Origin of the sequence: Nonomuraea longispora (assembly GCF_004348345.1) — a bacterium.
Classification (GTDB): Bacteria; Actinomycetota; Actinomycetes; order Streptosporangiales; family Streptosporangiaceae; genus Nonomuraea; species Nonomuraea longispora.
Genome location: NZ_SMJZ01000239.1, coordinates 1 through 12,340 on the forward strand (window position 1 = coordinate 1; position 12,340 = coordinate 12,340).

At 72.5% G+C, this 12,340-nt stretch carries 12 protein-coding genes; 3 read left to right on the plus strand and 9 right to left on the minus strand.

The genetic code is table 11. The features are described 5' to 3' along the window. Together E1267_RS38455 and E1267_RS38460 are read right to left on the minus strand one after the other, a co-directional pair. Positions 1 to 671: NAD(P)/FAD-dependent oxidoreductase (locus E1267_RS38455; RefSeq protein ID WP_132340361.1), on the minus strand; the 671-nt coding region annotated here is incomplete at its 3' end. A 257-nt stretch (positions 672 to 928) separates the two neighbouring features. Beyond that, positions 929 to 1,357, minus strand: coding sequence for a type II toxin-antitoxin system PemK/MazF family toxin (locus E1267_RS38460; protein ID WP_132340363.1), 429 nt, complete (start codon positions 1,355 to 1,357; stop codon positions 929 to 931). 251 nt (positions 1,358 to 1,608) lie between these two features. Here E1267_RS38460 and E1267_RS38465 point away from each other — a divergent pair, with 251 nt between their 5' ends. Continuing rightward, positions 1,609 to 2,385 (plus strand): thioesterase family protein, encoded by a 777-nt coding sequence (locus tag E1267_RS38465; RefSeq protein ID WP_246064524.1) that lies wholly within the window; start codon positions 1,609 to 1,611, stop codon positions 2,383 to 2,385. Between the two features lie 4 nt (positions 2,386 to 2,389). Here E1267_RS38465 and gndA read toward each other — a convergent pair whose 3' ends face one another. Next, complete coding sequence (gndA, locus tag E1267_RS38470; RefSeq protein WP_132340365.1) at positions 2,390 to 3,814, minus strand: NADP-dependent phosphogluconate dehydrogenase; 1,425 nt, start codon at positions 3,812 to 3,814, stop codon at positions 2,390 to 2,392. A 362-nt stretch (positions 3,815 to 4,176) separates the two neighbouring features. On the opposite strand from gndA, the gene E1267_RS38475 reads away from it, so the two are divergent. Both E1267_RS38475 and E1267_RS38480 read left to right on the plus strand, forming a co-directional pair. Further along, entirely contained in the window at positions 4,177 to 4,818 is a 642-nt protein-coding gene (locus E1267_RS38475) for an SDR family oxidoreductase (protein WP_132340367.1), read from the plus strand. A 94-nt stretch (positions 4,819 to 4,912) separates the two neighbouring features. Beyond that, positions 4,913 to 7,411 carry an ATP-dependent Clp protease ATP-binding subunit gene (locus E1267_RS38480; RefSeq protein ID WP_132340369.1) on the plus strand — a complete coding sequence of 833 codons (2,499 nt, stop codon included), beginning with the start codon at positions 4,913 to 4,915 and terminating at the stop codon, positions 7,409 to 7,411. On the opposite strand, the gene ptsP is transcribed toward E1267_RS38480, so the two are convergent. From ptsP to mtlA, 6 genes are read right to left on the minus strand one after another with little or no spacing between them, the layout of a single operon-like run. Further along, positions 7,408 to 9,102: a phosphoenolpyruvate--protein phosphotransferase gene (gene ptsP / locus E1267_RS38485; RefSeq protein WP_132340371.1), complete on the minus strand. Its 1,695-nt coding sequence runs from the start codon at positions 9,100 to 9,102 to the stop codon at positions 7,408 to 7,410. The two genes, E1267_RS38480 and ptsP, sit on opposite strands and share 4 nt — an antisense overlap. Beyond that, entirely contained in the window at positions 9,095 to 9,376 is a 282-nt protein-coding gene (locus E1267_RS38490; protein WP_132340373.1) for an HPr family phosphocarrier protein, read from the minus strand. Before E1267_RS38490 ends, ptsP begins: the two co-directional genes overlap by 8 nt. A 56-nt stretch (positions 9,377 to 9,432) precedes the next feature. Further along, the gene (locus tag E1267_RS38495) at positions 9,433 to 10,437 is read right to left on the minus strand and encodes a zinc-dependent dehydrogenase (protein ID WP_132340375.1); all 1,005 of its coding nucleotides are present in this window, start codon (positions 10,435 to 10,437) and stop codon (positions 9,433 to 9,435) included. Beyond that, positions 10,434 to 10,859 (minus strand): PTS mannitol transporter subunit IIA, encoded by a 426-nt coding sequence (locus E1267_RS38500; protein ID WP_132340377.1) that lies wholly within the window; start codon positions 10,857 to 10,859, stop codon positions 10,434 to 10,436. Before E1267_RS38500 ends, E1267_RS38495 begins: the two co-directional genes overlap by 4 nt. Continuing rightward, positions 10,852 to 11,160 carry a PTS lactose transporter subunit IIB gene (locus E1267_RS46940; RefSeq protein ID WP_132518575.1) on the minus strand — a complete coding sequence of 103 codons (309 nt, stop codon included), beginning with the start codon at positions 11,158 to 11,160 and terminating at the stop codon, positions 10,852 to 10,854. Before E1267_RS46940 ends, E1267_RS38500 begins: the two co-directional genes overlap by 8 nt. Positions 11,161 to 11,163: 3 nt before the next feature. Beyond that, positions 11,164 to 12,276: a mannitol-specific PTS transporter subunit IIC gene (gene mtlA, locus E1267_RS38505; protein ID WP_246064526.1), complete on the minus strand. Its 1,113-nt coding sequence runs from the start codon at positions 12,274 to 12,276 to the stop codon at positions 11,164 to 11,166. Between the last annotated feature and the right edge of the window lie 64 nt (positions 12,277 to 12,340).

The following is a 12,340-nucleotide window of genomic DNA, read 5'->3' on the forward strand; positions in this document are numbered from 1 at the left end:
GGAGAGGGGGTGTCGTCGGCAGGGCCGGTGGTGACCGGGGTGCCGGGGTGGTCCGGCGTGGTGTCGTCGTCGGCCAGAGCGGCGAGGAAGCCGGTGGGGCCCGTCGTGCCGTGCGGGCCTGAGCCGGAGGGCCGCACGAGCACCTGGCCGCCCGGGGTGAGCGTCGCGATGCCCGTACGGACCCGCGCGCCCCGGGCGACGGCGGCGCGCAGGAGCGCCTCGCGGACCGCGCAGCCGTTCACGCGGGCCGCCCCGGGCACGAGAAGCGCGCTCAGGTCGTCGGAGAGCGGGGGGAACAGCTCGGACGGGGTGGGCACGTCGGTGATGTCGTCCATCTCCGGCGCTTCGAGGGAGCGGCGGTGCAGCAGCGCCCGCACCTGCCCCAGCTCGGCCGGCTCCTCGGTGACCAGCAGGGCGCCCACCTTGGCGTACCCGAGGTCCTCGCCCAGCTCCTCCACCAGCCCCGGGTAGGCGCGGGCGCCCTCGCGGGTCAGCTGGTACCACGCGTCGTCCTCCGCGTGGTCCACCCACGGGCACACGATCCCCGCGCCCGCCTCCGTCGCCTGGCCCCGGTAGCCGGACTCCACCACCGTCACCGTCGCGCCGCGACCGGTCAGGTAGTAGGCCGCGGCGGCCCCGACGATGCCGCTTCCGATCACCACAACGCGCATGGATTCATCGTCGCAGCCTCTCCGGAGCGGCCTGATGGCCGGGTGGTTCCCTTACCATCCGGATACCGGCCCACGCCCCTCCCATGCCTGGGCGACGGGCCGGTCTCCGGGCGCGGCCCCCGCCGCCCCCGGAGGCCTGTGGGACCCCGATGCCGCCCGCGTCTGCGCACTCACCGGCTCCGGCCTCGTCCGGGACTCCTGACACGACCGCTTCCCCGGCATCGACCACCGCCCCCGTGCCCGGACACGACGGCCGGTCAGCCGGCGTCCCAGCCGTGGGTCTTCATGAGCCTGGCCGCCACCCGGGCGAAGCGCTCGCCGTCGAGCACCGCGCCCTCGCGCCGGATGTCGTCCTCGTCCAACTCGAAGACCCGGTCGAGCCGTACGTAGGAGACCCGGTCGTCGCGGCCCCACGGGCCCAGCTCCAGCCAGTCGGGGCCGTCGTCGCCCTTGCTGGACAACATCATGGCCAGGAGCCTGCGCCCGGTACGGCCCACGACCAGCAGGGGGCGGTCCTTGCCCCTGGACGGGTCCTCCTCGTAGGGCACCCAGGCCCAGACGATCTCCCCGGGATCGGCCATGCCGTCGAGGTCGGGGGAGTAGGCCAGGGTGGCGGGCCCACGGAGGGAATGGATCTCGCGTACCGCACCCCGGGCGGGCCGGGGGTCCTCACCTAGATCACGCATTGGGGGAGCTTACGGTGCCAAGCGGACGGAAATCCATCCCCGGGGTGGACCTGGATGGCGGCGTACCCGGAGAACTCCCGCCGCCGCCGCTCCACGCCGCGCGCCCGCGCCACCTCGGCCTCGCTCAGCCCCGCCATGTCATCCGTGACGAAGCGGGTGAGGGCGTTCGCGCGGCACGGTGGAGCCGGTCGGGCTCAAGGAACGCCTGCACGCGCTCGGACGGCGCCTGCTCTCCTCTAGAATTTGATTCTGTGTCGTCGTCAGCGTTCTTCACCCGCAAGGGGGACGAACTCGTCCCCGCCACCCACGCCCGCGGCCCCTGGTCACCCGACATGCTCCACGGCCGGCTGCTCGGCGGTCTCGCGGCCCGGGCCATCGAGCGGCGCCACGCGGAGCCCGGCCTGCGCTTCGCCCGGCTGACCGTCGACCTGTTCCGCAACAGCCCCATGGTGCCCGTCACGGTGGAGACCACCCTGGCCAGGGACGGCCGCCGGATCCGGGTGGCCGACGCGACCATCTCCACCGAACAGGGGGTGATCGCGCGGGCCGCCGCCGTGCTGCTGAGGCAGGGCGAACAGCCCGAGGGCGAGCAGGCGGTCGTCACGCCCGCGTGGGACGAGCCACCCCCCTCGGGCCCGCCGGTCGAAGGACGCGAGTGGACACCGCCGTTCGACCTGTGGCAGGCGTCCGGCTGGGGCGAGCCCGGTCCGGGGCGGGTGTGGCTGCGCGAGCGCGACCCGCTGGTGGACGACGAGCCGCTGACGCCGTTCGTACGCGCGGCGCTGGCCGCCGACTTCGCCAGCCCGCTCAGCAACACGGGAGTCGACGGGCTGCGCTTCATCAACGCCGACTACACGCTGACGCTCGCCCGGCTCCCCGGCGGCGACCTCGTCGGCATCGAGGCCACCGGCCACCTCAGCGCCGGCGGCGTGGCGACCGGGCAGGTCACCCTGCACGACCCGGCGGGACCGCTCGGCTTCTGCGTGGTGACGGCCGTGGCCAACCCGGCCCCTCTGGGAAGCTCCTGACGGGTCAGGCCGGGCGCTCCGCGCGGTCGCCGGACCAGTCGGTGTGGAAGACGCCCTCCTTGTCGACCCGGTGATAGGTGTGCGCGCCGAAATAGTCGCGCAGCCCCTGCACCAGCGCCGCGGGCAGGCGGTCGCGCCGCAGCCCGTCGTAGTAGGCCAGCGCCGAGGAGAAGCCCGGCGTCGGCACGCCGATCCGCACGGCCGTGGTGATCACCCGCCGCCACGACTCCTGGGCCGCGTCCAGGACGGCCGCGAACGTCGGGTCGGCGAGCAGCGTCGGCAACGCCCTGTCGGTGTCGTACGCGGCCCGGATCCGGTCGAGGAACTTCGCCCGGATGATGCACCCGCCGCGCCAGATCGTCGCCATGGCGCCCAGGTCGAGATCCCAGCCGTACTCCTTCGAGGCCGCCGCCATCTGGTCGAAGCCCTGCGCGTACGCCACGATCTTGGAGGCGTAGAGCGCCTGCCGCACGTCCTCGACCAGCTCGCGCCCGCCGACGCCGGACAACTTCGGCCCCCGCAGCGACGCGGCGGCGGCACGCTGCTCCGGATGGCCGGACAACGCGCGGGCGAAGGTCGCCTCGGCGATGCCCGTCACCGGTACGCCCAGGTCGAGCGCGCTCTGCACGGTCCAGCGGCCGGTGCCCTTCTGCTCGGCCTGGTCCACCACGATGTCCACGAACGGCTTGCCCGTCTCGGCGTCCACCTGGTCGAGCACCTCAGCGGTGATCTCGATCAGGTAGGAGTCGAGGTCGCCGCGGTTCCACTCCCTGAACACCTCGGCCAGCTCGGCCGGCGTCGCGCCCAGCGCCTGGCGCAGCAGGTCGTACGACTCCGCGATGAGCTGCATGTCGGAGTACTCGATGCCGTTGTGCACCATCTTGACGAAGTGGCCGGCGCCGTCGGGGCCCACGTGCACGCAGCACGGCACCCCGTCCACCTGGGCCGCGATGTCCTGCAGGATCGGACCGAGCGCCTCCCACGACTCCTTCGAGCCGCCCGGCATGATGCTCGGGCCGAGCAGCGCGCCCTCCTCGCCGCCGGAGATGCCGGTGCCGACGAAGTGGATGCCACGCTCGCGCAGCGCCGCCTCGCGCCGCCGGGTGTCCTGGAAGTGCGCGTTTCCGCCGTCGACGATCATGTCGCCGGGCTCCATCAGGTCGGCGAGCTGGTCGATCACCGCGTCGGTGCCGGCCCCCGCCTTGACCATGATGATGGCCCTGCGCGGGCGCTTCAGCGAGGCGACGAACGCGGCCAGCTCCTCGGACGGCACGAACGTGCCCTCCCCGCCGAACTCCTTGATCAGCTGCTGCGTACGGCTGTACGAGCGGTTGTGCACCGCCACCGCGTATCCGTGTCTGGCGAGGTTGCGGGCGAGATTGCGCCCCATGGTGGCCAGGCCGGTGACGCCGATGTCTGCCAAGTCCATAGTCGAGTCTCCTCTGTGGGGGATACGCATGATCCAGCCCGGGCGTTCGGAGGGATATTCCCACCTCGCCCCGCCTGCCGTACACCGGGCTCGGCGAGCCCGTCCGGCGGGTCGGCGGGACCGGGACGTGCCGGTCCGCTCGGCTCCTCCCTGGCATACCCGCGGACGCCTGCCCGATGCCGGACGATCACCATCGGTTGGGCCCCGCCTCGCCCCATCGCCGGAGAAAGCGGGCGGTCCGTCCCCGGGGGAGTAAGGGCGTGCGGAAACGGGCAGATCCGGTCCGTCGCCGTCCACAGCGGGGAGAGGCGACGAGCCGCTCCCCCGCAGGGAGCGGGCAGACCACGACACCATGGGGAACGATGCGGATCATCATCGCGGGCGGCCACGGCAAGATCGCACTGCGCCTGGCGCGGCGCCTCGGCTCGGACGCCGTCGGCCTGGTGCGCAACCCGGCCCACGTCGCCGACGTGGAGGCCACGGGCGCCGAGGCCGTGGTGTGCGACCTGGAACGGGCGTCGTCCGGCGAGGTCGCGGGGATCGTCGAGGGCGCCGGCGCCGTGGTCTTCGCCGCGGGCGCGGGACCGGGCAGCGGTGTGGCGCGCAAGGAGACGGTCGACAAGGGCGCGTCCGTGCTGCTCGCCGACGCCGCCGAGGAGACCGGCGTACGACGGTTCATCCAGATCTCGTCCATGGGCGCGGGCAGGCCGCCCGCGCCGGACAGGGACGAGGTCTGGGCCGCCTACATCAGGGCCAAGACCGGGGCCGAGGACGACCTGCGCGCCCGCGACCTCGACTGGACGATCCTGCGCCCTGGCCGGCTGACCGACGAGCCGGGCACCGGCCTGGTCAGGCTGGCGCCGGAGGCCACGCCGGGCGCTGTGCCCCGCGACGACGTGGCCGCCGTCATCGCCGCCATGCTCGGCGCACCGGGAACCGTGCACCGGACGCTGGAGCTCGTCTCCGGCGACACGCCCATCGCCGACGCCGTCGCGGGAAGGTGACGCGACCGCTCACACCGGGCGGGAGACTTTGCCGAAACGTGGCTATGAAATGCGACATACCCGGCTAGGTGTCCCCTGAGTCTTAGGGGGATTCATGTCTGACATGCCGTTCAGGTCGTTCTTCGGCGGGGACCCGTTCAGAGGGTTCGAAGAGCTCACCGGCCGCGTGTTCGGCGGGATGGAGGCCTGGCCACCGACCCGGCCCAGCGTCCAGCGGGTGGACGTCGGCAGGCTGCTCAGCGCCTCGGCCCGAGAGGCACTGCGGAGCGCCCTGGAGAAAGCCGGGCAGCGCGGCGCCGCCGACCTGGACGTGCTCGACCTGCTCGGCGCGTTGCTCGACGACGACGCCACCGGGAGCATGCTGCGCTCGGCCGGCGTGGACGTCGGCAGGCTCCGTGACCGCATCGACGCGCTCGCGGGCGTCGGCCGGCCCGCGGAGCCGCCCACGACCCTCTCACCGGCGGCCAAACGCGCCATCCTGGACGCGCAGCGGATCTCACGCGCCCTGCAGTCGTCCTACATCGGCCCCGAGCACCTGCTGCTCGCCCTGCCCGCCAACCCCGACTCCAGCGCCGCCCGCCTCCTGCAGGAGCAGGGCGCGTCCGCCGGCGAGTTGCAGCAGGCCGTCGTGTCCGGCGGCGGAGCGCGGACGGGCGAGCAGCGCATGCGGAACGGCGACACGCCGACACTCGACGAGTACGGCAGGGATCTCACGGAAGAGGCCAGGCAGGGCGGCATCGACCCGGTCGTCGGCCGCGAGGACGAGATCGAGCAGTGCATCGAGGTGCTGTCGCGCCGCACCAAGAACAACCCGTGCCTGATCGGCGAGCCGGGTGTCGGCAAGACCGCGATCGTCGAGGGCATCGCCCAGCGCATCGTCAACAGGACCGTCCCCGACATCCTCAAGAACCGCCGCGTCATCGGGCTCGACCTCACGGGGATGGTGGCGGGCACGAAGTACCGGGGCGAGTTCGAGGAGCGCATCAAGAAGGTCATCGACGAGGTGCGGGCGCACGCCGACGAGACCATCGTCTTCATCGACGAGGTGCACAACCTGGTCGGCGCCGGCTCCGCCGAGGGCGGCATGGACGCCGCCAACATCCTCAAACCCGCCCTCGCCCGCGGCGAGCTGCACGTCATCGCCGCCACCACGATCGACGAGTACCGCAAGAACATCGAGAAGGACGCCGCGCTCGAACGCCGCTTCCAGCCGATCCTCGTCTCCGAGCCGACCGTGGAGGAGACGATCGAGATCCTGGCCGGGCTGCGCGACACGTACGAGGCCCACCACCAGGTGCGCATCACCGACGAGGCCCTCGACGCGGCCGCGAACCTGTCGGCCCGCTACGTCTCCGACCGTTTCCTGCCCGACAAGGCCATCGACCTCATGGACCAGGCCTCGGCCCGGGTGCGGCTGCGCTCGCGCACGCCCGGCACCGGCGTGCGCGAGCTGGAGGAGCGCCTCGACTCGCTGCGCCGCGACAAGGACCAGGCCATCTCCGCCGACGACTTCGACCGCGCCAAGGAGCTGACCACCGAGATCAACAAAATCAGACCGGAGCTGGAGCGCGCCCGGCGCGGCGAGGACAACGTCCCGCAGGTCGGGGTGGAGGACATCGCCGAGGTCGTGTCCCGGCAGACCGGCATCCCGGTCACCCAGCTCACCCAGCACGAACGCGAGCGTCTCATGAGCCTGGAGGAGCACCTGCACAAGCGCGTGATCGGTCAGGACGAGGCCGTCGTCGCCATCGCGGAGGCGGTGCGCAGGGCCAGGGCGGGACTGGCCGACCCGAACCGCCCCATCGGCAGCTTCCTGTTCCTCGGTCCCACCGGGGTCGGCAAGACGGAGCTCGCCAGGTCACTGGCCGCGGCGCTGTTCGGGGGCGAGGACCACATGGTGCGCATTGACATGAGCGAGTACCAGGAGCGGCACACGGTCTCGCGCCTCATCGGGGCGCCGCCCGGATATGTCGGGTACGAGGAGGCGGGCCAGCTCACCGAGGCCGTACGCCGCCGCCCGCACGGCGTCATCCTCCTCGACGAGATCGAGAAGGCCCACCCCGACGTGATGAACATCCTGCTGCAGATGCTCGACGACGGCCGGCTCACCGACGGCCACGGCCGCACGGTCGACTTCACCAACGCGATCGTCATCATGACCAGCAACATCGGCGCGCAGATGATCCTCGGCTCCGAGGACACCCCGGAACTGCACGACCGGCTCATGGACCTGCTGCGTCACTCGCTCCGTCCCGAGTTGCTCAACCGCATCGACGAGACGATCATCTTCAAGCGGCTGGAACGCGACCAGCTCCGCCAGATCGTGGACCTGCTGCTGGAGCGGACCCGGCAGCGGCTGCGCGGCCAGGACGTCACGATGGAGGTCACGGACGCCGCCAAGGACTGGCTGGCCGAGCGCGGCTACCAGCCCGAGTTCGGCGCCCGGCCGCTGCGCCGCACCGTGCAGCGCGAGCTGGACAACCGGCTGTCCACCATGCTGCTGACCGGCGAGATCGAGGAGCACGGCAGGGTCACCGTCGACGTCGACGGCCACGGCCTCCAGCTCCGGGCGCACAACCCGGAACAGGTCTAGCCGACGGCCTCCTCGGCGCGGCGCCGGCACTCGCCCAAAGTGAGGCCGGCCAGCGCCTCCCGTACGGCGGGCACGCACACGGGGGCCATGGACAGGCTCGTCACGCCCAGCCCGGCCAGCAGCGGCGCGAGCAGCGGATCGCCGGCCGCCTCACCGCACACGCCGACCGGTTTGCCCGCCTCCCTGCCCGCCCGCGCGCACATGCCGATGAGCTGGAGCAGGGCGGGCTGGCGCGGGTCGAGCAGATCTGCCAGCTCCGAGTGCTGTCGGTCGGCGGCGAAGGTGTACTGGGCCAGGTCGTTCGTGCCGATGCTGAGGAAGTCGACCTCGCGCAGCAGCGCTCCCGCCCGCAGCGCCGCCGCGGGCACCTCCACCATCGCGCCCACCTTCGCGATGCCCCGCTCGCGGGCGCGGCCGGCGAACCCGGCCGCCTCCGCCACGGTGGTGACCATGGGCGCCATCACCCACGCCTGCGTGCCCGTCGCCCTGGCCGCCTCGGCGATGGCGTCGAGCTGGGTGTCCAGCACGTCCGGCAGGACCCGGTCCACCCGCAGGCCCCGTACGCCAAGGGCCGGGTTCGGCTCGGCCGGCAGGCCCAGGAACGGCAGGGGCTTGTCGGTGCCCGCGTCGAGCGTGCGCACGATCACGGTCTCCGCCTGCTCGAACACCTCCGCGTACGCGGCCACCTGCTCCTCGAACGACGGCGCCCCCGTACGGTCGAGGAACAGGAACTCCGTCCTGAACAGCCCGACGCCCTCCGCGCCCGGCCGCAGGTCCTTGGCCGAGCCGATGTTGAGCAGCAGCTTCACCGGATGGCCGTCGGCCGTCCTGCCTGGGCCACTGCCGGCCGCCAGCCTGGCCCGCTCCGCGCGCTCGCCCGCCACGATCTCGGCCGCCCGCTCCGCGGTGAGGCCGGTCGTGATCTCGCCGGTGCCGCCGTCCACGCCGATGACCGTGCCGTCCGGCAGGTCCATGACGCCCGCGCAGGCCACCACCGCCGGCAGGCCGCGGCCGCGCGCCAGGATCGCGGTGTGGCTCGTGGGACCGCCCCGCTCCGTGACGAGCGCCAGCACGTCGGGGCCGAGTCCCGCGGTGTCGGCGGGGGAGAGGTCCTCGGCCACCAGCACGTACGGATGGCCAGGGGCGGGCAGGCCGGGCATGGGCAGGCCGAGCGCGAACGCGACCGCCCGGTGCTTGAGATCGTCCAGGTCGGCGGCCCGCTCGGCCAGGTAGCCGCCCAGCTCGGCCAGGGCGTCGCGGTGCTGGGCGAAGGCGGCGTCCAGGGCGTGCGCGGCGTCGGCGCCGTCGAGCGCCCGCCGCTCGGCCTCCTCCAGCAGCATGGGGTCCTCGGCCATCATGGCCAGCGCCTCGAGGATCTCCGCCGCCTCGCTGGCGCCTGCCCGGCCGCCCGTGGCGCGGTCCTGCTCCTCGGACGGGTGGGATCGGGCGGCCGCGGCGCGGCGGTTGAGGTCGGCGGTGACCGCCTCCAGAGCCTTGGCGACCGTGGCCGCCTCGGCGGCCGGGTCGGTCACGGGGCGGGGCGCGGGCAGCGCCGGCGGCCCCGCCATCCGGATCATCGGTCCCGCCGCCCGGCCCTGGCTGACGCCGAGGCCGGCGAGCCGCCGGGCAGAGCCCGCGGGCCCGGCGCCCGGCGGGACGGTACGAGGGCCGGGCCGGGACAGGTCAGGCATCGAGGGCCTCTTCCGCGTCCAGGTCACGCGACAACAGCGCCGCGAGGGAGTCGAGCGCCTCCTCCGCCCCCGGGCCCTCCGCTTCGAGCGTGACCTCCGAGCCGCGCACCGCGCCCAGCGACAGCACCCCCAGCATGCTCTTGGCCGGCACGGACTTCTCGCCCAGCCGGACCGTCACCGGCACCTCCAGCTTCGCCGCCGCCTGCACGAACAGCTTGGCGGGACGGGCGTGCAGGCCGCTGGCCGAGGCCACGGCCACCGTTCGTTGTGCCATGAGAAGCCTCCAGGCTCCATGTCGGATCTTCAGTGCGGGTTCTCGCGTGCCGGACGTCAGGGCTCGATGGTGACCTTGATGGCCGCGCCCCTGCTGACGAGATCGATCCCGTCGAGCACCTGGGGCAGCGGCAGCCGGTGGGTGATGAGGTCGGACACCACCACCGCCCCGTCGGCCACCAGTCGCAGCGCCTCGGCGTTGTGCGCGGGACTGGAACCGTTCGCGCCGACGATGGTCAGCTCGCGGTAGTGCACCAGGTTGGAGTCGAGCGCGATGACGGGGTCGTCCTTCGGCAGGCCGCCGAAGAAGCTGATCCGGCCCTGCCTGGCGGCCATCCGCACGGCCTGCTCCTGCGCCGCGCCCGACGCCGCAGCGGTGATCACGACGTCGGCGCCCCGGCCACCGGTCAGCTTGAGCACCTGCTCGACGGGGTCGGCGTCGATGGCCGCGTCGGGGCGTACGAGCTCGGCCGCCATCGCCAGGCGCTCGGCGTTGACGTCCACGAGGAAGACCCGGGAGGCGCCGCGCGCCCGCGCCAGGCGCACGTGCAGGCAGCCGATCGGGCCCGCGCCCATCACCACCACGTCGTCACCCGCGCTCACACCCGCCAGCGACTGGCCGTTGAGCACGCAGGCCAGCGGCTCGGCCACCGACGCCTCGGCGAAGCCGACCCCGGACGGGATGGCGTTGACGCCGTCCACGGCCCGCACCTTGGCCGGTATGATCATGTACTCGGCGAAGCCGCCGTCGTAGTGGTAACCCATCGACTCCTGGTTCGGGCAGACCGTCCGGCGGCCGCGTACGCACTCCTGGCACGTGCCGCACGGGATGGCGGCGATCACCTGCACCCGCTCGCCGGTGCCGACGACCTCGCCGGCGATCTCGTGGCCCATGACGCGCGGCGGCCTGATGTGGTGGTGGCCGAACTTGAAGATCTTGGCGTCCGTGCCGCACGTCGAGCAGTTGCGTACGCGGATCTTCAGCTCGCCCGGCCCCGCCTCGGGCTCGGGCGCGTCCTCGATCCTGATGTCGCCCGGGGCGTGGAATCTGGCGACCTTCATGTGAGCTCCTTCATGACCTGTGAGACCTCCGTGGCCTCACGCAGTGCCCTCGCACGGTCGGGATCGAGCAGGATCTCGGCCAGTTGCGACAGCAGTTGAACGTGCCCGTCGTCCTTGGCGGCGATGCCGACGCACAGCGTGACCTGCTCCCCGTCCCAGTCGACGCCGCCGGGGAAACGGACCACGCAGATCGCGTCGCGCTGGACGTCCCCCTTGGAGGCGTTCGTCCCGTGCGGGATGGCCACTCCCTCGCCGACGTAGGTGGAGATCGACCGCTCGCGTTCGAGCATCGCCTCGATGTACGGCTCCGCGGCCGCGCCCACGTCGACCAGCGCCCGGCCGCACCGGCGGATGGCCGCGTCGCGGTCGGGGGCGCTCTCGCGCAGCAGCACGGCCCGCGGGTCGAGCAGGTCGTCACGCATCGACGGTGCCGCCGTTCTTGATGGTGTTCACGAGCTTGGTCACCGCCGGGTCGCCGAGGAAGATCTGGAACGACACCAGGGGCTTCCCGGGGGCGGACGCCTTGGCCCTGGCGGCCAGCCCCGAGTGGCACACGATGACGTCGGCGTCGTCGGGAATGGAGTTGACGGGGGTGTGCTCGACCGTGACGCCGCTGTCCTTGAGCTGCTTGCGCAGCTGGGAGGCGAGCATCACGCTGCTGCCCATCCCGGCGTCGCAGGCGACGATGAGCTTCTTGATGTCCTTGCTGTCGATGCTGGGCATGGGTCAGGCCTCCTTGGTGGCGGGCTCGGTGCCCTCCCTGGATTCTGCGGGACCGTCCTGCTCCGCCTTCTCTCCGCGGCCGAAGCCGAGCAGGAGGGCGGCGACGGCGAACGACACGGCCGCTGCCACGAGGATGCCCAGGCTGGAGCTCAGCCAGCCGCCCCTCGGGGTGACCGCGAGATACGCGAAGATGCTGCCGGGCGACGGCGAGGCGACCAGGCCGGCGCCGGTGGCGATGAACGTGAACACGCCGGCCGCGCCACCCGCGATGACGGCCAGGATGAGACGCGGCTTCATGAGCACGTACGGGAAGTAGATCTCGTGGATGCCGCCGAAGAACTGGATGATCATCGCGGCGGGGGTGCTGGGCCGCAGCTGGCGCGGGCCGAACAGCAGGAACGCCAGCAGCAGGCCGAGCCCCGGGCCGGGGTTCGACTCGAGCATGAACAGGATCGACTTGCCGGTCTGTGCGGCCTCGGAGATGCCGAGCGGGGTGAGCACGCCGTGGTTGATGGCGTTGTTGAGGAACAACACCTTGGCGGGCTCGATCAGGACCGAGGCGACGGGCAGCAGGTTGTTGTTGATCAGCCAGCTCACGGCGTTGCCCGCGGCCGTGGTGGCGGTCTCCACGACCGGGCCGATGCCGAGCATGCCGATGACGGCCATCGCGCCGCCCACGATGCCGGCGGAGAAGTTGTCGACCAGCATCTCGAAACCGGCCTTGGTCCGCTGCTCCGTGAACTTGTCCACATATTTCAGGATCAAGGCGGTGAGCGGGCCGATGATCATGGCGCCGAGGAACATGGGGGACTCGGTGCCCACCACGACGCCCATGACCGCCACCGAGCCGACGACCGCGCCGCGCTGACCATGCACCATCCGGCCGCCCGTGTAGGCGATGAGGACCGGCAGCAGGGTCCCGATGATCGGGCCGACCATCTTCGCGAGCGTCTCGTTGGGCAGCCAGCCGGTCGGGATGAACAGCGCGGTGATCAGGCCCCAGGCGATGAACGCGCCGATGTTCGGCATGATCATGCCGGCCAGATGGCCGCCGATGCGCTGGATGGTGGCCTTGACACCGGTTCCGGTGACCGGGGGTGTGTAACTGTCGGCCATGGACTTGCTCCTTCGGGGGTGAGCAGTTGATCAGCCGCTTCGCTGGTCAGGGGAGTGCGGGGGC

Bases quoted from the DNA above. Each gene is read 5' to 3' on its own strand.
- E1267_RS38460 (WP_132340363.1), bottom strand. From the start codon at position 1,357: ATGCGTGATCTAGGTGAGGACCCCCGGCCCGCCCGGGGTGCGGTACGC.
- gndA (WP_132340365.1), bottom strand. From the start codon at position 3,814: ATGGACTTGGCAGACATCGGCGTCACCGGCCTGGCCACCATGGGGCGC.
- E1267_RS38475 (WP_132340367.1), top strand. From the start codon at position 4,177: ATGCGGATCATCATCGCGGGCGGCCACGGCAAGATCGCACTGCGCCTG.
- E1267_RS38480 (WP_132340369.1), top strand. From the start codon at position 4,913: ATGTCTGACATGCCGTTCAGGTCGTTCTTCGGCGGGGACCCGTTCAGA.
- ptsP (WP_132340371.1), bottom strand. From the start codon at position 9,102: ATGCCTGACCTGTCCCGGCCCGGCCCTCGTACCGTCCCGCCGGGCGCC.
- E1267_RS38490 (WP_132340373.1), bottom strand. From the start codon at position 9,376: ATGGCACAACGAACGGTGGCCGTGGCCTCGGCCAGCGGCCTGCACGCC.
- E1267_RS38495 (WP_132340375.1), bottom strand. From the start codon at position 10,437: ATGAAGGTCGCCAGATTCCACGCCCCGGGCGACATCAGGATCGAGGAC.
- E1267_RS38500 (WP_132340377.1), bottom strand. From the start codon at position 10,859: ATGCGTGACGACCTGCTCGACCCGCGGGCCGTGCTGCTGCGCGAGAGC.
- E1267_RS46940 (WP_132518575.1), bottom strand. From the start codon at position 11,160: ATGCCCAGCATCGACAGCAAGGACATCAAGAAGCTCATCGTCGCCTGC.
- mtlA (WP_246064526.1), bottom strand. From the start codon at position 12,276: ATGGCCGACAGTTACACACCCCCGGTCACCGGAACCGGTGTCAAGGCC.